The following is a 19,396-nucleotide window of genomic DNA, read 5'->3' as shown; positions in this document are numbered from 1 at the left end:
GCTCCCGCACTCCATAAACGGGGACGCAGGGGCGGGCGTGGCCGTGACTTTCACGCTAACCCGACCTACGGAACTGGGTCTGCGCTACCGGAAGGGGAATCCCCCCGCCCCCGGTCCACCCATGCCCCCCATGCCGCCAAGACGTCCGCCCAGCGCCCGCATCATCTTGGCGGCACCGCCCTTGGAGAACTTCTTCATCGCCTTGCTCATCTGGGTGTGCTGTTTCAACAGGCGGTTCACATCCTGAATCTGCGCGCCCGAGCCGGCCGCGATACGCCGCTTGCGCGAGCCCTTGATCAATTCCGGGTGCCGCCGCTCCTGCTCGGTCATGGAACCGATCACCGCCATCATGCGCCGGATCTCGCGGTCGTTGGTCTGGTTCTTCACCGCATCGGGCAGCTGCCCGGCACCCGGCAGTTTCTCCAGCAGGCTGCCGATTCCACCCATCCGCTGCATCTGGGAGAGCTGGTCATGCAGATCGTTGAAATTGAAGGCGCGGCCCTTCTTCAGCTTGCGCGCAAGCTTTTCGGCCTTGTCCTGATCGACCTGGCGGGTCGCCTCCTCGACCAGGGTGAGCACGTCACCCATGCCGAGGATGCGCGAGACGATGCGCTCGGGATGGAAGGGCTCCAGGGCCTCCGAGCGCTCTCCCATGCCCAGGAACTTGATCGGCACGCCGGTGATCTTGCGCACCGAGAGCGCGGCACCGCCACGCGCATCGCCGTCGGCCTTGGTCAGGATGACCCCGGTCAGCGGCAGGGCCTCGCCGAAGGCGCGCGCGGTGTTGGCGGCATCCTGGCCGGTCATCGCGTCGACCACGAACAGGGTCTCGATCGGGTCGATCGCCTGATGCAGCGTCTGGATCTCGGCCATCATCGCTTCGTCGATGTGCAGCCGCCCGGCGGTATCGACCAGCAGCACGTCCTTGAGCTCCCGGCGGGCCCGCTCGACGGCTGCGCGCGCGATCTGCTCCGGCTGCTGGCTGGTGTCACTGGGGTAGAAGCTGACTCCGACCTGCGCCGCCAGCGTTTCGAGCTGCTGGATGGCGGCGGGACGGTACACGTCGCAGCTGACCACGGCCACTTTCTTCTTCTGGCGCTCACGCAGCAGCCGCGCCAGCTTGCCGATGCTGGTGGTCTTGCCGGCGCCCTGCAGGCCGGCCACAAGAACGATCGCCGGGGGCTGGCTGGCCAGGTTCAGGCTCGCCCCTTCGCCCCCCATCACCCGCACCAGCTCGTCGTTCACGACCTTGATGAAGGCCTGCCCCGGGGTCAGACTGCCGATGACCTCCTTGCCCAGGGCCTTGGCGCGCACCTCGCCGATGAATTCGCGCACCACCGGGAGCGCGACGTCGGCCTCGAGGAGGGCCATGCGCACTTCGCGCAATGCTTCCTGAATGTTTTCCTCGGTGAGCCGGGCCTGGCCCTTGAGGCGCTTGACCGTTGCCTGGAGGCGGCTGGAAAGGCCGTCAAACATGTTCACTCCTGAAACCGTTACCAATACTGCAGCAGTGTACCTGCACCGGCGCCCGCGGTGCATTGTCGGCGCGATGCGTGGATAATCGTGCGCCATGAGCATTGCCATCGGCCTCGTCGCGATCTTCCTCTATCTCCTGACTACGGGCTACCTGGTCGTGTCCGCGCGCCGGCAGCCGCCCGCGCCGGCACAGCCGCGCGGGCCCCTGATCACCTGGGCGCTCGCCCTCGCGTTACATCTGGCGGCCCTGTCGCAACTGATGATCACGGACCTGGGTCCGAATCTCTGCCTGGGCAACGCGCTCGCGGCCGCCCTCTGGCTGGTCGCGGTCCTGCTGTGGCTGGCAGCGCTCCGTCATCCGCTGGCGATCATGGGCGTGATCGTACTGCCGCTGACGGCGCTGGCGCTGCTGGTCGCGCTCACCTGCGACGACGGCAGGCGGGTCGCGACCACCCCCTATGTCGGGATCCACATCATGCTCGCGGCCCTGGGCTGGGCCTTCCTCGCATTGGCGACCGTGCAGGCGGCGGTGATGACCGCACAGCACAAGGCCCTGCACGAGCACCACACCAAGGGCATCGTGCGCTACCTGCCGCCACTGTTCTCGATGGAGATGTGGCTGTTCCGGATGATCTTCGTCGGCTGGGTGTTTCTCACCCTCAGCCTTGCCAGCGGCATGATTTTCCTCGAGGATCTCTTCGCGCAGCACCTGGTACACAAGTCGGTGCTTTCGATCCTGGCCTGGGTGATGTTCTCGGTCCTCCTGATCGGGCGCTGGCGCTTTGGCTGGCGCGGCACCCGGGCCCTCGCCTGGACCACCGGCGGGTTCGTCAGCCTGGTGCTGGCCTATTTCGGCTCCAAGCTGGTGCTGGAAGTCATCCTGCAGCGCGTCTGATGCGCCTCCAGCACGGTACCCGCCCTTGCATGACATTCCACTAGCCGCGCTGTTCGGCGCCCTGTTCCTGCTGTTCCTGCTCTCAGCCTTCTTCTCGGGCTCGGAGACCGCCCTGATGGCCCTGAACCGCTACCGCATGCGGCACAAGGCACAGCAGGGTCACCTGGGCGCCCAGCTGGCCGCGCGCCTGCTGGAGCGCCCGGACCGCCTGATCGGACTGATCCTGCTCGGCAACAATTTCGTCAACATCCTGATCACCCAGATCGCCACCTTCATCGGCTGGAGGCTGTTCGGCGACCCCGGCATCGCGATTGCGACGGGCCTGCTGACGCTTGCGCTGCTGATCTTCGCCGAGACCGCGCCGAAAACGGTGGCGGCACTCCACAGCGAGCGTATCGCCTACCCGGCGGCCTGGATCTACACCGGGCTGCTGCGGGTTCTCTGGCCGGTGGTCTACGTGATCAACCTGCTTGCAAACGGTGTACTGCGCCTGCTTGGGATCCACATCGATGACCGCCAGCGCGCCGCCCTGACCGCCGATGAACTGCGCTCCGTTGTGACCGAGGCCGGCGCGCTGATCCCGGCCAAACACCAGCGCATGCTGATCAACCTGCTCGATCTGGAACGCACGACCGTCGAGGACATCATGATTCCGCGCAACGAGATCGTGGCCCTGGACCTGGACGAGGACTGGAACGATGTACTCGAGCAGATCCTCAGTGGAAGCTTCACCCGGCTGCCGGTGATCGAGGGTGAGCTGGACCGGGTGCTGGGTTTCGTGCACATGCGCGACATCCTGCCACTGGCCCACCGGGAGTCGTTCACGCCGGAGGACCTGCGTCAGGTCGTGACCCCCCCGTACTTCATCCCCGAAGGCACGGCACTGAACCGGCAGCTGATCAACTTCCAGAAGCAGAAGCAGCGGATCGGGCTGGTCGTGGATGAATACGGTGACATCGAGGGTCTGGTCACGCTGGAGGATCTGCTGGAGGAGATCGTCGGCGAGTTCACCTCCGACTCGCCGACCATGGGTGACGAGGTGCTGCGCCAGCCCGACGGCAGCGTGGTCGTCGATGGCGGCATCCACCTGCGTGAACTGAACCGCGCGCTGGGGCTGAAATTGCCGGTGGACGGACCGAAGACGCTGAGCGGTCTGATCGTCGAGCACCTCGAGGACATACCGGAGGCGGTGGCCAGCGTGCGTATCGACGGGGTGGTGATGGACATTATCCAGATCAAGAACAACACCGTCCGTACCGTCCGCATCCCTCCGCCGTGGTCGCCAGGCCAGGGGGACGACTCCTGATGGCGAGAGCCAAACTCCAGTACGTCTGCCGCGAGTGCGGCGCGGTGAGTCCGAAGTGGTCCGGGCAGTGCGGCGACTGCGGAGCCTGGAACAGCATGGAGGAACTGCAGCCCAGCGCCGCCGCGCAGGGTCCGCGGTCCGGGGGCTATGCCGGCGAGGCGGCGCGCATCACGCGCCTGGGGGACCTGCCTGCGGCGGACATCCCGCGCATCTCCACCGGGATCTCCGAACTGGACCGCAGCCTGGGCGGAGGGCTGGTCACGGGGTCGGTGGTCCTGATCGGGGGCGACCCCGGCATCGGCAAGTCCACCCTGCTGCTGCAGGTGCTGGCATTGCTTCCCGCCGAGCAGACCCTCTACGTGACCGGCGAGGAGTCCGCACAGCAGGTGAGCCTGCGGGGCCACCGGCTGGGTCTCGACGTCTCCGGCCTGCGCCTGCTGACCGAGACCCAGGTCGAGAACGTCATCGCCACCGCCGAGCGCGAGCGTCCGCTGGTACTGGTCGTCGACTCCATCCAGACCCTCTACACGGCCGCGCTGCAATCCGCCCCGGGGTCGGTGTCGCAGGTACGCGAGAGCGCCGCGTCGCTGGTCCGCCTGGCGAAGCAGCGCGGCATCACGGTGATCCTGGTCGGGCACGTGACCAAGGACGGGCAGATCGCCGGCCCCAGGGTCCTGGAACACATGGTGGACACGGTCCTGTATTTCGAGGGCGACCCCGGCGGGCGCTACCGGATGCTGCGCGCGGTGAAGAACCGCTTTGGAGCGGTCAACGAACTGGGTGTCTTTGCGATGCAGGAGGACGGATTGAAACCGGTGGCCAATCCTTCGGCGATCTTCCTGTCGCGTCACAGCCGCCCGGTCTCGGGCAGCGTGGTGATGGTCACGCGCGAAGGCACGCGCCCGCTCCTGGTCGAGGTGCAGGCGCTGGTCGCAGAGAGCCACGCGCCGCAGCCGCGCCGGGTCACGCTGGGGCTGGAGCAGAACCGGCTGATCATGCTGCTCGCGGTGCTCAGCCGCCATGGAGCGATCGCGCTGTTCGATCAGGACGTCTTCATCAACGTGGTGGGCGGGGTCCGGGTATCGGAGACCGCGGCCGACCTGCCGATGCTGGTGGCCGCACTGTCGTCGCTACGCGACCGCCCGCTGGGGCTGGACCTCGTCTGCTTCGGCGAGATCGGCCTGTCCGGGGAGGTGCGCCCGGTGCCCAACGGCGAGGAACGCCTGTCCGAGGCGGCCAAGCACGGCCTGACGCGCGCAATCATTCCTGCCGGGAACCGAATCCGCAAGCGTATCGACGGAATGGAGATCCTCCCCGTCGAGCATCTGTCGGACGCGCTGGACCTGCTTTGATCGCACTGCGGGGCTTGCCGGGCGAGGTGCCTGCCCGTCGGCGGGACGCCGTGAATACATCCCTGTAGGCTTGACGGCAGCATCCCTGCTGCCGACACCCGCCAACGGGTAGGAGGCGAGCCGTCTCGCCGATCCGGCGCCGGAAAACCCATCGGCCAGGGGCTGGCCTCCTACGTGCACGCCTCTTGAAACAACACGAACCTGACCACTGGTGGAAAGCTAAGGAGGCCATACCGACAATACGGCAGGGCGGCAATCCCTTGCCGCCTCATTAACGCCGGCGGTCAGTTGACCGTGGCGAGATCCGCCGCGAGGGAATCGCGCATGGCGGGGGGCACGGCGTCGACCCGGTGCGTGTAGTTCTCGTGGTCCACACCCACCGCAATAGCGGCGCCGTCCTTCACCGCGGACACCATGTCCGCGGTCAGTTCGAAGCGCAGGAAATGCACCGAAGACGTCTTGTCCTCGGTGTCCCGCTCGAGGTCCTCGTCGGAAATGGGGTGAACCTTGTCGAAGCCATCGACCTGCACGTAGGTCCGGTCCTCGATGCCGATCAGCCGTGAGAGACCGACCTTGCGCTCGTCGATGTCGGGGAACTCCACCATCATCGTGGCCTTCCAGTTGCTGCCGTCCGGAATCAGCGGATTGTAGGCGTCCAGTTCTTCCTGGATGCCCGCCGCGTCAAAGATCTTTTCGGCCCGCAGCATCTCCTGGACCTGGTAGAGCATGGTCTTGCGATCCTCGAAGTGCAGGGTCACGTTCGGCCCCACCTGCAGCACGCGGTTCTTCTTGTGCTGCATGATCTCGGCCCGGAAGCCGGGTCGCATCTCCGAGTACTTCTCCAGGGAAAACAGGTCTTCTCGGCTGAGTTTGCTCACACTTGCCTCCAGTTCGTTACTGCCCCGGGACGCGGGGCGGTCAATGATCGTGGTGCCCGATGTCGGTGTAGTCCTTGTCGGAGAACAGGTTCTCCCGGAGTTCCTTGTCGAACACCTTGTTCTTGCGCCGGATCCACTCCAGGACCATCGCCGCGTGCTCGATCTCCTCGTCGCGGTTATGGGCGAGGATCGCCTTCAGTTCGGGATCCTTGCAGGCATCCACACGCTGCTGATACCAGTCGACGGCCTCGAGTTCCTCCATCAGGGACACGATGGCGCGGTGCATCTCCCGGCTCTCGTCGCTCAGTTCTTCGACGGGCTCGTGATATCCATCACTCGACATGATGAGTTCTCCTTAGTTTTGGGTTCGTCTAACTCTCACGGCCCTGCGTCACCCCTGACGATGAAACGCCGCAAACGGTAGGTCGGGTTAGCCCAAAGGGCGTAACCCGACGGGTCTCGTACCCACCCATGGGCGCAAAACAGCATCGTCCCCGGCCCGTCGGATTACGCTGCGCCAACCCGACCTACAGAACTTTCACGTTACAGTCCGTAGGCCTTGCGCAGCAGGGTCAGCGGATGCTCGGGTTCGCGGCCGTCCTTCAGGCCGTTCTCGATCATGTGGCCGGCCATCGGGCAATCACTGGAGAAGTGGTCGGCCTCTGCCTTCTGCACACGCGTCACTACCGGGCGGCAGATCTTCGTCGCGGTCTCGAAATACTCGCTCTTCACGCCGTAGGTCCCGTCATGCCCCGAGCAGCGCTCGATCACATCGATCTCGGTGTCCGGCACGAGCTTGAGCAGGTCACGTGTCTTCAGACCCATGTTCTGCACCCGCAGGTGGCAGGCGGCATGGTAGGCGATCTTGCCCAGGGTCTGCGGGAAGTCGGTCTTCAGCTTGCCGTCCGCGTGGCGCGCCATCAGGTATTCGAAGGGATCGAAGATGCGGTTCTTGACGGCCTGCACGTCGCCGTCCGCGGGGAACATCAGCGGCAGTTCCTGCTTGAACATCAGCACACAGGACGGCACCGGACCGACGATGTCGTAGCCCTGATCGATCATGCGCTTCATCGCCGGCACATTGACATCCTTGGCCGCGGCCACCGCCTCCAGGTCACCCAGTTCGAGCTTGGGCATGCCGCAGCACTGTTCCTTGTCGACCAGAGTCACTTCGATGCCGTTATGGTTGAAAACCTTGACCAGGTCCTCGACGATGTGCGGCTCGTTGTAGTTGCCGTAACAGGTGGCGAACAGCGCCACGCGACCGGTCGTGCCATTCGCCGGCTCCGGAGCGCTGATGGCGGACGCCGCCTTGGTAGCACGACTGCGGCCCTTCTTGCTGTGATATTTCGGCAGGCTGGCGTCCGGGTGCACGCCCAGGGTCTTGTCCAGGATCTTGCGTGCAAAGCCGGTCCTGTTCACGGCGTTGACCGTCTGTGCCACCACCGGAATGCCGGCCAGCGTACCGATCGTGTCGGTGCTGGACATCAGCTTATGCGCCGCCTTGGCGCCCTCCTTCTTGAAGCGCGTTGCCTTGGCTCGCAGCATCAGGTGCGGGAAATCCACGTTCCATTCATGGGGCGGCACGTAGGGGCACTTGGTCATGTAACAGAGATCGCAGAGGTAGCAGTGGTCGACCACCTTCCAGTAGTCGGCCTTCTTCACCCCGTCCACCTCCAGGGTCTCGGACTCGTCGACCAGATCGAACAGGGTGGGAAAGGAATTGCACAGACTGACGCAGCGGCGGCAGCCGTGACAGATGTCGAAGACGCGCTCCATCTCGGCGAAGAGCGGGGCTTCGTCATAGAATTCGGGGTTTTGCCAATCCAGCGGATGGCGGGTCGGAGCTTCCAGATTGCCTTCACGTTTACTTTGCGTGGGCGCGGACATGAATCCCTCCAACAGGGCATGAAGTCATCACTGACAAGGGGCGAGGCCGGCAAAGCCGACCCCACCCGATCACATTCCCTGGAACCGATCAGGCGTTCAGGGTATCCAGCGCCTTCTGGAAGCGGTTGGCGTGGGAACGCTCCGCCTTGGCCAAGGTCTCGAACCAGTCGGCGATCTCGTCGAAGCCTTCATCGCGGGCCGACTTTGCCATGCCCGGGTACATGTCGGTGTACTCGTGCGTCTCACCGGCGATCGCCGTCTTCAGGTTGGCTTCGGTGCCGCCGAACGGCAGGCCGGTCGCGGGGTCGCCACACGACTCGAGGTACTCGAGGTGGCCGTGCGCGTGTCCGGTTTCGCCTTCAGCGGTGGAACGGAACACGCTGGCGACGTCGTTGTAGCCTTCCACGTCGGCCTTGGATGCGAAGTACAGGTAACGGCGGTTGGCCTGGGATTCGCCGGCAAAGGCTTCCTGAAGGTTCTTCTCGGTCTTGCTGCCTTTCAGTTCCATTTGACTCTCCTCTCTTACTGGGTTGCTGTGCGTCGAAATGCTCTTGAGCGTCTGCTCGGTGCAGACACAGAATTTAGACTGGGTCTAAACCGAGGGGCAACTTTAGACTCGGTCTAAACCAATGTCAACCTTGCACGGGGGCGTCGGGCGCGGCAAACCTTTCCAGATGGCCCCGGATTCGGTACCTTCTCCCCCTTTCTCCAAGCCTTCGCCAACCATGCCCAACACTCCCCCCGAATCTCCAGCCGGTTTTGAAGCGGCCATGGACGCCCTGGAACAGCTCGTCGCCCGCATGGAGGCCGGCGAGCTGCCGCTCGAGGAATCCCTGCAGGAATACCAGCGCGGCATGGAACTGGTCCGGACCTGTCAGGATTCCCTGGACGAGGCGCAGCGCCGGATCGAGAGCGTGATCGAGGGCACAGAACCGCCATCGTCCGGCTCAACAGACCCCAATGACTCTACAAAAGCCCCTGATATTGCCGACCCCGATGACATCCCGTTCTGATCCCCCGCGCAACGCGTGAAGACCCGAATCGAAGCGTATCAGAATCGCATCGAGGCATTCCTCGATCGGCTCCTGGATCCGTTGCAAACACCGGTCCCGGAAATGATGGCGGCGATGCGCTATTCCACGCTCGGCGGCGGCAAGCGCCTGCGCCCGCTGCTCGTCTACGCGACCGGTGAGGCCGTCACGGCCCCGGAGGCCGCGCTGGATCGGATCGCGGCCGCGCTGGAGATGATCCATGTCTACTCGCTGATCCATGACGACCTGCCGGCCATGGACGATGACGACATGCGCCGCGGCAAGCCCACCTGCCACAAGGCTTATGGTGAGGCCCTGGCCGTTCTCGCCGGGGATGCCCTGCAGGCACTGGCCTTTGCGACACTGACCGATGAGGCGATCAGCCCGGATCCCGGTCTGCGGCTTGCGCTGGTCAACAGCATGGCCGAGGCTGCAGGCCTGCGCGGCATGGCCGGAGGCCAGGCCATGGACCTGGCCTCCGAGGGCAAGGCGCTCAGTGTCGAGGACCTCGAAAGGATGCACCGACTGAAGACGGGCGCGCTGATTCATGCGTCGGTGCTGCTGCCTGCGATCGCGGGCAATGCCGCCGCGGGGACTCGGGCGCGCCTGTCTGCCTACGCCGACTGCATCGGCCTGGCCTTCCAGATCCGCGACGATCTGTTGGACGTCGAAGGCGATCCCGCGCTGCTGGGCAAGGCCTGCGGGGCCGACCAACTGTTGAACAAGGCCACCTTCCCGAGCCTGCTGGGGATCGAGGCCTCGCGCACACGGGCCCGGCAACTGGTGGACGAGGGACTGGAGAATCTGCAACCCCTTGGACAGGAGGCCGATTTGCTTCGTTTCCTTGCCCGTTACATTGTGGAAAGAATGCATTGAGCTGGGACTATCGATGGGGCATGACCGTCATTGCCGCGGATGCGGCACCAGGTACCGCCGCACGGCGCGATTGTCCGCACCCGCCCTCCTGTGTGCCCCATCCCTTCCTGAGGTCCGATTGGACCCAGGGCACAGGGTAGGACAGGGATGAAACCGACCCCGCTGCTCGATGGGATCGCTTCGCCCGCCGACCTGCGTCGCTGCAAGACGTCGGATCTCGGGCCGATCACGCTGGAATTGCGGCAGTTCCTGATCGACACCGTGGCCAGAACCGGTGGTCATCTGGCCGCCAATCTGGGTACCGTGGAACTCACGCTGGCGCTGCATTACGTATTCGACACGCCCCGTGACCGCATCGTCTGGGACGTCGGTCACCAGGCCTACGCGCACAAGATCCTGAGCGGGCGTCGCGCGGCGATGGCCTCCCTGCGGCAGTACGGCGGCATCGCCGGCTTCCCGAAGCGCGACGAGAGTGAGTACGACGCCTTCGGCACCGGACACTCCAGCACCTCGATCAGCGCCGCCGCCGGGATGGCCCTTGCGGCGGCCCAGGCCGGCAGGGACAACCGGCACGTCGCCGTGATCGGTGACGGGGCGATGACCGCCGGCATGGCGTTCGAGGCGCTCAATCACGTGGGCGATCTGGACTGCGACCTGTTGGTGATTCTGAACGACAACGAGATGTCGATCTCCAGGAATGTCGGCGCGATGAGCCAGTATCTCGCACGGCTGCTTTCCGGAGCCCTCTATTCGAGCGTGCGCGAAGGCTCCAAAAAAGTGCTGGAGTACATGCCGCCGGTCAAGGCCTTCGCCCGGCGCGCCGAGGAGCATGTGAAAGGCATGATCACCCCGGGTACCCTGTTCGAGGAGCTGGGGTTCCGCTACTTCGGCCCGGTCGATGGCCACGATGTCGACGGACTGGTGACCATGCTCGGCAACCTGCGTGATATCGAAGGGCCACGCATGCTGCACATCGTGACCCACAAGGGTCATGGCTACGCGCCGGCCGAGAACGATCCCTGCCGCTACCACGGGGTCGGCCAATTCAGCCCCGAGGCCGGAATCGCCAGCAGCTCCAAAGGCAAGCCGCCGACCTACACCGACATCTTCGGAACCTGGCTGTGCGACCAGGCGCGTGCGGATGCGCGACTGATGGCCATCACGCCAGCGATGCGCGAGGGCTCCGGGCTGGTCAAGTTCTCCGAAGAGTTTCCCAAACGCTACTTCGACGTCGGGATCGCCGAGCAGCACGCAGTCACGCTGGCGGCGGGCATGGCCTGCGAGGGCCTGCACCCGGTGGTGGCGATCTACTCGACCTTCCTGCAGCGCGCCATGGATCAGGTGATCCACGACGTGGCACTGCAGAACCTGCCGGTGCTGTTTGCCATCGATCGCGCCGGGATCGTCGGGCCGGACGGCCCCACCCACGCCGGAACCTTCGACATCAGCCTGCTGCGCTCGATCCCGAACCTGGTGCTGATGGCGCCAGCCGACGAGACCGAGTGCCGCCAGATGCTCAGCACCGGCTACGCGCACGATGGACCGGCCGCAGTCCGCTACCCGCGTGGCGGCGGGCCGGGGCGGCTGCCCGGTGACAGCCTCGACACGTTGCCGATCGGTACCGCCAGGCTCGAGCGCAAGGGGCAGCGCATCGCGCTGCTCAGCTTCGGCCCGCTGCTGGATACGGTGATGACGGTGGGCGAGGAACTGGACGCGACGGTCGTGAACATGCGCTTCATCAAGCCGCTGGATGCGGCACTGCTGGACGCACTGGCCCGCAGTCACGAGCGCTTCGTCACCGTCGAGGACCACGTGGTGGCCGGCGGGGCAGGGAGCGCGGTGCTGGAGTGGCTCGCGGCCGAGGGGCTGACGTTGCCCTGCCTGACCCTGGGGCTGCCGGACCACTTCACTCAGCACGGATCGCGGGAGCGACTTCTCGCGGATCATGGCCTGGACGCGCGCGGAATTCTCGAGGCGATTCGCCGTGCGGCGGACCCGGTGACTTGCGCGGAGGGAGACGGGAACGTAACGTTCCATCGCTTCCAGACCGGCAACCAGAAATAGAGCCATGGCCGCGACCTACACCCTCCGTGTCCTGACCGACTTTGCGTCCGCACATACCCTGCGCGGGTACCCGGGCCAGTGCGCGAACCTGCACGGTCACAACTGGAAGGTCGAGGTGGAAGTCGAGTCCAGCGATCTGGACGACCTCGGCATGGCGGTCGACTTCAAGGTGGTCAAGAACCTGGCCCGGGAGATCGCCGGACGGCTGGACCATCAATACCTGAACGATGTCGAACCGTTCCAGCGGATCAACCCGACCGCGGAGAATATCGCGCAGTGGTTCTTCCGCGAGATGGCCCAGGGGATCAACCGACCCGGGCTGCGGGTCAGTGCGCTGACGCTGTGGGAAACCGAGCGCGCCTGCGTGCGCTACACCGAGCCTCCCGAGAACGCGGCCGCATGAAGGCGATCGCCGGCTTCGCTACCGCGTGACGGCCGACACCTCACTGCCCGGTCACAGACTGCGCGAGGCGTAGTCCGCCAGACGCGAACGCTCGCCCCGCGTCAGGGTGATGTGCCCGCTGTGGGTCCAGCTGCGGAAACGGTCCACCACGAAGGTCAGCCCCGAGGTGGTCTCGGTCAGATATGGGGTATCGATCTGCGCGATGTTGCCCAGCGCGACCACCTTGGACCCTGGCCCGGCCCGTGTGATCAGCGTCTTCATCTGCTTGCTGGTCAGGTTCTGCGCCTCGTCGAGGATGATGAACCGGTTCAGAAAGGTGCGTCCACGCATGAAGTTCAGAGAGCGGATCTTGATCCGACTCTGGATGACGTCGTTGGTCGCCGCCCGGCCCCAGTCGCCCGCACTGTCGGACTTGGTCAGCACCTCGAGATTGTCGATCAGCGCCCCCATCCACGGGGTCATCTTCTCCTCCTCGGTGCCGGGCAGGAAGCCGATATCCTCGCCGACCGGGATGGTGACGCGGGTCATGATGATCTCCCGGTACGTGTTGTCCTCCAGGGTCTGCGCGAGGCCTGCGGCCAGGGTCAGCAGGGTCTTGCCGGTACCGGCGGCACCGACCAGGGACACGAAGTCCACCTCAGGGTCCATCAGCAGGTTCAGCGCGAAGTTCTGCTCGCGGTTGCGCGCGTTGATTCCCCAGACCGTGTGGCGGGGATGCAGGTAGTCGTCCACCAGTTCGATAACCGCCGCCTCGGCACGCTGGTCGATCTCCAGCACGATCGCCTGCACCGGGTTGTCGCCGTCCCGGTACAGAAACTGGTTGGGCTGCCACTGCATCACCAGCGGACCGGTGACGCGGTAATAGGTACGTCCGCTCTCCTGCCAGGACTCCATCTCCCGGCCGTGTGACTCCCAGAAGTCTGCCGGCAATTCGACCATCCCTGAGTACAGCAGGCTGACGTCGTCCAGCACCTGGTCGTTGAAGTAGTCCTCGGCATGCAGCCCGAGCACCGCCGCCTTGATGCGCAGGTTGATGTCCTTGGAGACCAGCGTGATGTTCGCGTCGGGCTGTTCGCCCTGCAGCGCCAGGGCGGTCGCGAGAATCGTGTTGTCGGGTGTCGAACCCGGCAGGCTCTCCGGGAGGTGGGCCGCCATCGCCCGGGTCTGGAAGAACAGCCGTCCCGTGGCATTTAGCGGGGAGTCGGCCAGCGACGGCGGGTGCAGCGGCAGCCCCTGCGTGATCTGCGCGTGCGTCGTATCCTGCGTCAGCTCGTCGATGAAGCGGCTGACCTGCCGCACGTTGCGCGCCACCTCGGAGACACCCTTCTTGCCGCGGTCCAGTTCCTCCAGCACCACCATGGGCAGAAAGATGTCGTGCTCCTGGAAACGGAACAGCGCCGTGGGATCGTGCATCAGGACATTGGTGTCCAGCACCAGCAGGCGATTGGAGCGCAACTCCTTCTTGACCATGATTCCTCCGCGGACGGATTGATGGGCCGGCTACAACGCGCGCACGGCGTCCAGTACCTCTGCGACGTGGCCCGGCACCTTGACCTTGCGCCACTCGCGGCGCAGGACGCCGTGCTCGTCGATCAGGAAGGTGGAGCGTTCAATACCGCGCACCTGTTTGCCATACATGTTCTTCATCCTGATGACGTCGAAGGCATTGCAGAGGGTTTCCTCCGTGTCGCTCAACAGGTCGAACGGCAGTCCTTCCTTGGTCCTGAATTTCTCGTGGCTGTTCACACTGTCGCGTGAAACGCCCAGGATGACCGCGTTCGCCGCTGCGAAATCCGCCTGTTGCGCCGCAAAATCCCGACTTTCGCTGGTGCAGCCTGGGGTCGCGTCCTTGGGGTAGAAGTAGAGCACGGTCCGCTTCCCGGCGAAGTCGCCCAGCGCCAGTGTCTGGCCGCCGGTCGCAGGCAAGCGGATATCCAACGGAACGGGCTGGTCGATCGCTACGCTCATGGCATCTCCTGAATGGGTGCGGAGGGAAAGAACGGGTTATTGGGATCCGCCGGCGTCAGCCCTTGATCGGGTCCAGAACGCCATCGAGATTGAGCTCGTCGCAGAAATCCAGAAAGTCGCCACGCAGGCTCGCCAGGTGCTGCTCGGCAGGAATGTCGATGACCATATTGGCCGCAAACATGCGTGTGCCGGTCTGCTGGGCCCTGAAGACGCGCGAGTGCAGGTCCCGGATATTCACGCCGCGGCTGGTGAAGAAACCCGCCAACGCATGCACGATACCCACCTGATCCAGCGCCACGACGTCCACCGAGTAGGCCATCACCGGCGGCGTGGCCTCTTCCGGCTGCGCGCGCCGGGCGATCAGGGTCAACCCGGTGTCCGTCTCGAGCCGGCCGAGCTGGCTTTCCAGCTTACCCAGCGTTTTCCAGTTGCCGCTGACAGCCAGGTTCATGCAGCAGAACCCGGCCAGCACCGACATGCGGCTTTCCTCCAGGTTGCAACCCGTGTCCATCACGGAACGGGACACCTGTTCGAGCAGTCCGGGGCGATCGGTCCCGATCAGGACCATGACGAGATGAGTGGCAGGCGTAGAGCCCGGTAGATCCGACATGACGGGTTGGCAACCAACGGGGATAGGGGGGCAACATATCACCTTGCGCCCGCCGCGCAAACGGTTGCAACGCACGCGTGCAATCCGGCAGCCAGGTGCAACCATGGGCGACCCACGCCAGCAGCCGCGGCCACCGGGCCCGAACTCCGCAGCGCCGGGCTTACCGGATATCATGTTGCTTGAACCCCTTGTTCGCCCACCGTTAGACTGTTCTATTGACGCACCCGGAGAGGTCAATGTTTCAAGGCAGCATGGTCGCGTTGGTCACGCCGATGCGCAGAGACGGCAGCATCGACATGGACGCCCTCGATCGCCTGTTGGATTGGCACCTTTCCGCGGGCACCGACGCCATCGTCGCCGTGGGCACGACCGGAGAGTCGGCGACCCTGGACTTCGAGGAACACTGCGCGGTCATTTCGCACGTGGTCCAACGCATCGCCGGCCGGATCCCCGTGATCGCCGGCACCGGGGCCAACGCGACTCGCGAGGCCATCCATCTGACCCAGTGCGCGAAGGATGCCGGGGCCGACGCTTGTCTGCTGGTCACACCCTATTACAACAAGCCGACGCAACAGGGCCTGTTCCTCCACTACCAGGCCGTTGCAGAGGCCGTGGACGTACCCCAGATCCTGTACAATGTCCCAGGAAGGACCGCCGTGGACCTGCTGCCGGAAACCGTGGAACGGCTCGCCAGCGTTCCCAACATCGTCGGGCTGAAGGAGGCCCTGGGCAGGCCCGAGCGTACCCGCGAGCTTGTCGAACGCGTCGGCGGCCGGATCGACCTGTACAGCGGCGATGATGCGACCGCACTGGATTTCCTGCTCGCGGGTGGCCAGGGTGTGATTTCCGTTACCGCGAATGTCGCCCCGGCAGCGATGCACCAGATGTGTGCTGCAGCCCGCGCCGGAGACGTGGCGCAGGCGCGCGAGATCAATACACGGCTCGACGGGCTGCACCATGCGCTCTTCCACGAGGCCAACCCCATTCCGGTAAAATGGGCAGTGTCGCAAATGGGCCTGATGCCGGATGGCATCCGCCTGCCGCTGACACCCCTGTCCGAACCCTTTCATGCCGCCGTGCTGGACGCCATGCGCCAGGCCGGCATCGCAGTGGACCATTGATGAACGAGACGAACGAACGCTCTACCGCAATGCAGCATCTGCCCAAGGTGATGCTGGCTGCGGCGATCGCGCTGGTGTTTGCCGGCTGCACGACGACCGGGACCGTGGACGGCCCCCGCTACGAGGCCAGTCGACAGGTCGATTCCCTGGAAGTGCCGCCCGACCTGATCGCGCCAGGCATGGAGCGCGGCTACCGAATCCCGGGAGCTCCCGGTGAACGCGTCAGCGCCCGCGAACTCGATCACAATGCGCGCGCTGCCCCGCGCACGGCGACAGCCCAGCCAACGACCATCCTGCCGGAGACCCCGGAGGTCCAACTGCGTCGCGACGGCCAACTACGCTGGCTCAGTGTCCAGGCGCCACCAGAAGAGCTCTGGCCGCAGCTGCGCGCCTTCTGGCGCGCGCAGAACCTGACCCTCGCCCGCGATGAGCCTGCGGTCGGTGTAATGGAAACCGAGTGGGCCGAGGACCTGGCCGGAATCCCCCTTGGAGGGACCCGGGGCCTGCTCGCTCGCGCACTCGGTACGCTCTATGACGCCGGCACCCGCGACCAGTACCGTCTGCGTGTGGAACGGCAGAACGGCGGCACCGAGGTCTTCATCAGCCACCGCGGTGCCGTGGAACGCGGCGAGGCAGACGGCCAGACCAGCCGCTGGGAGATTGCCGATCCCGACCCGCAACTGGAAGCCGAAATGCTCAACCGGCTCCTCGTCTTCCTCACCACTGGGGAGGTCGCGGGCGCAGAGCCCGCTGCCACACGCGTGGATGAAGCCGATTTCGAACGCACCGGCCAGGTCGACCTGACGGAACGCGACGGCCGACTGTTTCTCGCTGTCCGGGGCGAACCTGACGCTCTGTGGCGCCGCCTCGGTCTGGCACTCGACCGTACCGGCCTCATGATCGACGAACAGGACCGTTCCGCTGCGACCTTCCTGGTCACCTACCGGCCCGACATCGTGGATTCCGCCGACGACCGGCCCGGGGCCCTGCGGCGCGCGCTCAGCTTCGGGCGCGCAACCCCCCGACGTCAGGATGAGCGCTACCAGATCCGGATGATCGAAAATGGGCGCGACCTGCAGATCGAGGCGCTGTCCATCGAAGGCGAACCGTTGCGCGAGCGTGACGCTCGATTCGTGCTTGAACTCATCCAGCCGCAACTCCGCTGAGCCGTCCTCGTGGGCCATGCGGCGACCTGATTATCACGCAAGGTCCCGCAGCAGGCCCTCCTGTCGTGCATAACGCACTCTTCGCATGCACCGCCCCCCGCAGGGGGCGAGCCCTCTCGCCGATCCGGGGCCGGAAAACCCATCGGCCAGGGCCTGGCCTCCTACATCCGGGCCCCTTGAAACAACACGAACCTGATCACCGGGCGACAGGATGATCCGTTTCGCATCGCTGGGTAGCGGCAGCGCCGGCAACTCCCTGCTGGTGCAGGCCGGCCGCACCCGGGTTTTGGTCGATTGTGGATTCTCGGTCCAGGAGACCACGCTGCGCATGGCTCGCCTCGGTGTTGCACCCGCGGATCTGGACGCTATTCTCGTTACCCATGAGCATTCCGATCACATCGGATCGTCTGCGCCGCTGGCGCGCCGCCATCGCCTGCCGGTCTACATGACCCCGGGCACACGCATTGCCGCACGTGACGCGACCTACCCCCGCCTGCACGAATTCCACGCCGGCCACACCATGTCGATCGGCGATCTTCAGGTGGAACCGTTCACTGTCCCGCACGACGCACGCGAGCCGGCCCAATTCGTATTCACCGATGGGGCCGTCCGCCTCGCCCTGCTCACCGACGCCGGACACGTCACGGCCCACATGGCAGCCTGCGTCGACGCCGTGGAGGGTCTGCTCCTCGAGTGCAATCACGATCCCGCGATGCTGGCCACCGGCCCCTATCCCCCCGCCCTGAAGAGGCGTGTCGGTGGTGGCTACGGCCATCTCCCCAACCACGAGTCGGAGCGTTTGCTCACCCTGATCGACCGTGGCCGGCTGCAACACGTCGTCGGCATGCATCTCTCGGAGCGCAACAACCACCCCGACCTCGCCCGCCGTGCGCTCGCCAACGGTCTCTGCTGCGAGCCCGAGGACACCGTCGTCGCCACCCAGGCCGACGGCTTCGGCTGGCGCGAACTGCGCTGAGCCCAGCGCACCCGACGACCTGCGAACCAACGAAAAAAACCCGGCCGTCAGAAGACAACCGGGTTACGGGTAAATGCCTGGCAGTGACCTACTCTCACATGGGGAGACCCCAAACTACCATCGGCGCTGAACAGTTTCACTTCCGAGTTCGAGATGGGATCGGGTGGTTCCTGTACGCTATTGCCGCCAGACAAACTGGCTGACGCACACGCTCATGCGCGTGCGTCAATTCTGGAATGCATTCTAGGCAGTGTGTCAACGATCGAGACCAACCCAACTACTTGGGTGTTATATGGTCAAGCCTCACGGGCAATTAGTACTGGTTAGCTTCACGCGTTGCCGCGCTTCCACACCCAGCCTATCAACGTTGTGGTCTTCAACGGCCCTTCAGGGGCATCAAGTGCCCAGGGAGATCTCATCTTCAGGTGGGTTTCCCGCTTAGATGCTTTCAGCGGTTATCCCTTCCGTACATAGCTACCCGGCAATGCCACTGGCGTGACAACCGGAACACCAGAGGTACGTCCACTCCGGTCCTCTCGTACTAGGAGCAGATCCTCTCAAATCTCCGACGCCCACGGCAGATAGGGACCGAACTGTCTCACGACGTTCTAAACCCAGCTCGCGTACCACTTTAAATGGCGAACAGCCATACCCTTGGGACCTGCTTCAGCCCCAGGATGTGATGAGCCGACATCGAGGTGCCAAACACTGCCGTCGATATGGACTCTTGGGCAGTATCAGCCTGTTATCCCCGGAGTACCTTTTATCCGTTGAGCGATGGCCCTTCCATACAGAACCACCGGATCACTAAGACCTGCTTTCGCACCTGCTCGACGTGTCTGTCTCGCAGTCAAGCACCCTTATGCCTTTGCACTCGTTGCGCGATTTCCGACCGCGCTGAGGGTACCTTCGCGCTCCTCCGTTACTCTTTAGGAGGAGACCGCCCCAGTCAAACTACCCACCACACACGGTCCCCGACCCGGATAACGGGCCTGGGTTAGAACTTCAAAATTGCCAGGGTGGTATTTCAAGGTTGGCTCCACCGGAACTGGCGTCCCGGCTTCAAAGCCTCCCACCTATCCTACACAAGCAAGTTCAAAGTTCAGTGTGAAGCTGTAGTAAAGGTTCACGGGGTCTTTCCGTCTAGCCGCGGGTACACTGCATCTTCACAGCGATTTCAATTTCACTGAGTCTCGGGTGGAGACAGTGCCGCCATCGTTACGCCATTCGTGCAGGTCGGAACTTACCCGACAAGGAATTTCGCTACCTTAGGACCGTTATAGTTACGGCCGCCGTTTACCGGGGCTTCGATCAAGAGCTTCGCCTAAGCTAACCCCATCAATTAACCTTCCGGCACCGGGCAGGCGTCACACCCTATACGTCC

General features: G+C 64.6%; 18 protein-coding genes and 2 rRNA genes. 10 read left to right on the top strand and 10 right to left on the bottom strand.

Annotated features, from left to right (window positions below; all coding sequences use genetic code 11):
• Positions 1–84 precede the first annotated feature (84 nt).
• Complete coding sequence (ffh, locus tag EA346_RS06235; protein ID WP_296756740.1) at positions 85–1,476, bottom strand: signal recognition particle protein; 1,392 nt, start codon at positions 1,474–1,476, stop codon at positions 85–87.
• A 94-nt stretch (positions 1,477–1,570) separates the two neighbouring features.
• Between ffh and ccsA the strand changes: the two genes are divergently transcribed.
• From ccsA to radA, 3 genes are read left to right on the top strand one after another with little or no spacing between them, the layout of a single operon-like run.
• Positions 1,571–2,371, top strand: coding sequence for a cytochrome c biogenesis protein CcsA (ccsA, locus tag EA346_RS06230; protein WP_296756738.1), 801 nt, complete (start codon positions 1,571–1,573; stop codon positions 2,369–2,371).
• 25 nt (positions 2,372–2,396) lie between these two features.
• The gene (locus tag EA346_RS06225) at positions 2,397–3,677 is read left to right on the top strand and encodes an HlyC/CorC family transporter (protein WP_296756736.1); all 1,281 of its coding nucleotides are present in this window, start codon (positions 2,397–2,399) and stop codon (positions 3,675–3,677) included.
• The gene (radA, locus tag EA346_RS06220; protein WP_296756734.1) at positions 3,677–5,029 is read left to right on the top strand and encodes a DNA repair protein RadA; all 1,353 of its coding nucleotides are present in this window, start codon (positions 3,677–3,679) and stop codon (positions 5,027–5,029) included. Before EA346_RS06225 ends, radA begins: the two co-directional genes overlap by 1 nt.
• A 284-nt stretch (positions 5,030–5,313) precedes the next feature.
• Here the strand turns inward: radA and EA346_RS06215 are convergent, their stop codons facing one another.
• The 4 genes from EA346_RS06215 to EA346_RS06200 form a co-directional block, all read right to left on the bottom strand.
• Positions 5,314–5,919 (bottom strand): DUF3501 family protein, encoded by a 606-nt coding sequence (locus EA346_RS06215; RefSeq protein WP_296756742.1) that lies wholly within the window; start codon positions 5,917–5,919, stop codon positions 5,314–5,316.
• A gap of 28 nt (positions 5,920–5,947) precedes the next feature.
• On the bottom strand, positions 5,948–6,250 hold the full coding sequence (locus EA346_RS06210) for an encapsulin-associated ferritin-like protein (RefSeq protein ID WP_296747989.1): 303 nt from the start codon (positions 6,248–6,250) through the stop codon (positions 5,948–5,950).
• A gap of 200 nt (positions 6,251–6,450) precedes the next feature.
• Positions 6,451–7,797 carry a heterodisulfide reductase-related iron-sulfur binding cluster gene (locus EA346_RS06205; protein ID WP_296756731.1) on the bottom strand — a complete coding sequence of 449 codons (1,347 nt, stop codon included), beginning with the start codon at positions 7,795–7,797 and terminating at the stop codon, positions 6,451–6,453.
• A gap of 88 nt (positions 7,798–7,885) precedes the next feature.
• Entirely contained in the window at positions 7,886–8,305 is a 420-nt protein-coding gene (locus tag EA346_RS06200; RefSeq protein ID WP_296756729.1) for a rubrerythrin family protein, read from the bottom strand.
• 217 nt (positions 8,306–8,522) lie between these two features.
• Between EA346_RS06200 and xseB the strand changes: the two genes are divergently transcribed.
• The 4 genes from xseB (at position 8,523) to queD (ending at position 12,171) form a co-directional block, all read left to right on the top strand.
• On the top strand, positions 8,523–8,810 hold the full coding sequence (xseB, locus tag EA346_RS06195; RefSeq protein WP_296756727.1) for an exodeoxyribonuclease VII small subunit: 288 nt from the start codon (positions 8,523–8,525) through the stop codon (positions 8,808–8,810).
• A gap of 15 nt (positions 8,811–8,825) precedes the next feature.
• Positions 8,826–9,704: a farnesyl diphosphate synthase gene (locus EA346_RS06190; protein ID WP_296756725.1), complete on the top strand. Its 879-nt coding sequence runs from the start codon at positions 8,826–8,828 to the stop codon at positions 9,702–9,704.
• A gap of 147 nt (positions 9,705–9,851) precedes the next feature.
• Positions 9,852–11,768 (top strand): 1-deoxy-D-xylulose-5-phosphate synthase, encoded by a 1,917-nt coding sequence (gene dxs / locus EA346_RS06185; RefSeq protein WP_296756723.1) that lies wholly within the window; start codon positions 9,852–9,854, stop codon positions 11,766–11,768.
• A gap of 4 nt (positions 11,769–11,772) precedes the next feature.
• The gene (queD, locus tag EA346_RS06180) at positions 11,773–12,171 is read left to right on the top strand and encodes a 6-carboxytetrahydropterin synthase QueD (RefSeq protein ID WP_296756722.1); all 399 of its coding nucleotides are present in this window, start codon (positions 11,773–11,775) and stop codon (positions 12,169–12,171) included.
• A gap of 51 nt (positions 12,172–12,222) precedes the next feature.
• On the opposite strand, the gene EA346_RS06175 is transcribed toward queD, so the two are convergent.
• From EA346_RS06175 to EA346_RS06165, 3 genes are read right to left on the bottom strand one after another with little or no spacing between them, the layout of a single operon-like run.
• Positions 12,223–13,641, bottom strand: a complete 1,419-nt coding sequence (locus EA346_RS06175) for a PhoH family protein (RefSeq protein WP_296756720.1) — start codon at positions 13,639–13,641, stop codon at positions 12,223–12,225.
• A 30-nt stretch (positions 13,642–13,671) separates the two neighbouring features.
• The gene (locus EA346_RS06170; RefSeq protein WP_296756718.1) at positions 13,672–14,139 is read right to left on the bottom strand and encodes a peroxiredoxin; all 468 of its coding nucleotides are present in this window, start codon (positions 14,137–14,139) and stop codon (positions 13,672–13,674) included.
• A 55-nt stretch (positions 14,140–14,194) separates the two neighbouring features.
• On the bottom strand, positions 14,195–14,749 hold the full coding sequence (locus EA346_RS06165; protein WP_296756717.1) for an ACT domain-containing protein: 555 nt from the start codon (positions 14,747–14,749) through the stop codon (positions 14,195–14,197).
• A gap of 236 nt (positions 14,750–14,985) precedes the next feature.
• On the opposite strand from EA346_RS06165, the gene dapA reads away from it, so the two are divergent.
• The 3 genes from dapA (at position 14,986) to EA346_RS06150 (ending at position 18,012) form a co-directional block, all read left to right on the top strand.
• Complete coding sequence (gene dapA, locus EA346_RS06160; RefSeq protein WP_296756715.1) at positions 14,986–15,870, top strand: 4-hydroxy-tetrahydrodipicolinate synthase; 885 nt, start codon at positions 14,986–14,988, stop codon at positions 15,868–15,870.
• Entirely contained in the window at positions 15,870–17,036 is a 1,167-nt protein-coding gene (bamC, locus tag EA346_RS06155; protein ID WP_296756713.1) for an outer membrane protein assembly factor BamC, read from the top strand. The genes dapA and bamC overlap by 1 nt, the downstream gene beginning before the upstream one ends.
• 211 nt (positions 17,037–17,247) lie before the next feature.
• A complete protein-coding gene (locus EA346_RS06150; RefSeq protein ID WP_296756712.1) occupies positions 17,248–18,012 on the top strand; it encodes an MBL fold metallo-hydrolase in 765 nt (254 codons plus the stop codon).
• Between the two features lie 75 nt (positions 18,013–18,087).
• Here the strand turns inward: EA346_RS06150 and rrf are convergent.
• Both rrf and EA346_RS06140 read right to left on the bottom strand, forming a co-directional pair.
• Positions 18,088–18,203: ribosomal RNA gene (gene rrf, locus EA346_RS06145) — 5S ribosomal RNA — on the bottom strand.
• A gap of 101 nt (positions 18,204–18,304) precedes the next feature.
• A 23S ribosomal RNA gene (locus tag EA346_RS06140) occupies positions 18,305–19,396 on the bottom strand; the annotation flags it as partial.

Source organism: Thioalkalivibrio sp., from assembly GCF_007692535.1.
Lineage (GTDB): Bacteria > Pseudomonadota > Gammaproteobacteria > Ectothiorhodospirales > Ectothiorhodospiraceae > Thioalkalivibrio.
This window is presented reverse-complemented; position numbering and strand designations above follow the sequence as displayed.

What these genes read in the sequence shown, in the direction of transcription:
- ffh (WP_296756740.1), bottom strand. Translation starts at nt 1,476, where the DNA reads ATGTTTGACGGCCTTTCCAGCCGCCTCCAGGCAACGGTCAAGCGCCTC.
- ccsA (WP_296756738.1), top strand. Translation starts at nt 1,571, where the DNA reads ATGAGCATTGCCATCGGCCTCGTCGCGATCTTCCTCTATCTCCTGACT.
- radA (WP_296756734.1), top strand. Translation starts at nt 3,677, where the DNA reads ATGGCGAGAGCCAAACTCCAGTACGTCTGCCGCGAGTGCGGCGCGGTG.
- EA346_RS06210 (WP_296747989.1), bottom strand. Translation starts at nt 6,250, where the DNA reads ATGTCGAGTGATGGATATCACGAGCCCGTCGAAGAACTGAGCGACGAG.
- EA346_RS06205 (WP_296756731.1), bottom strand. Translation starts at nt 7,797, where the DNA reads ATGTCCGCGCCCACGCAAAGTAAACGTGAAGGCAATCTGGAAGCTCCG.
- EA346_RS06200 (WP_296756729.1), bottom strand. Translation starts at nt 8,305, where the DNA reads ATGGAACTGAAAGGCAGCAAGACCGAGAAGAACCTTCAGGAAGCCTTT.
- xseB (WP_296756727.1), top strand. Translation starts at nt 8,523, where the DNA reads ATGCCCAACACTCCCCCCGAATCTCCAGCCGGTTTTGAAGCGGCCATG.
- dxs (WP_296756723.1), top strand. Translation starts at nt 9,852, where the DNA reads ATGAAACCGACCCCGCTGCTCGATGGGATCGCTTCGCCCGCCGACCTG.
- queD (WP_296756722.1), top strand. Translation starts at nt 11,773, where the DNA reads ATGGCCGCGACCTACACCCTCCGTGTCCTGACCGACTTTGCGTCCGCA.
- EA346_RS06175 (WP_296756720.1), bottom strand. Translation starts at nt 13,641, where the DNA reads ATGGTCAAGAAGGAGTTGCGCTCCAATCGCCTGCTGGTGCTGGACACC.
- EA346_RS06170 (WP_296756718.1), bottom strand. Translation starts at nt 14,139, where the DNA reads ATGAGCGTAGCGATCGACCAGCCCGTTCCGTTGGATATCCGCTTGCCT.
- EA346_RS06165 (WP_296756717.1), bottom strand. Translation starts at nt 14,749, where the DNA reads ATGTCGGATCTACCGGGCTCTACGCCTGCCACTCATCTCGTCATGGTC.
- dapA (WP_296756715.1), top strand. Translation starts at nt 14,986, where the DNA reads ATGTTTCAAGGCAGCATGGTCGCGTTGGTCACGCCGATGCGCAGAGAC.
- bamC (WP_296756713.1), top strand. Translation starts at nt 15,870, where the DNA reads ATGAACGAGACGAACGAACGCTCTACCGCAATGCAGCATCTGCCCAAG.
- EA346_RS06150 (WP_296756712.1), top strand. Translation starts at nt 17,248, where the DNA reads ATGATCCGTTTCGCATCGCTGGGTAGCGGCAGCGCCGGCAACTCCCTG.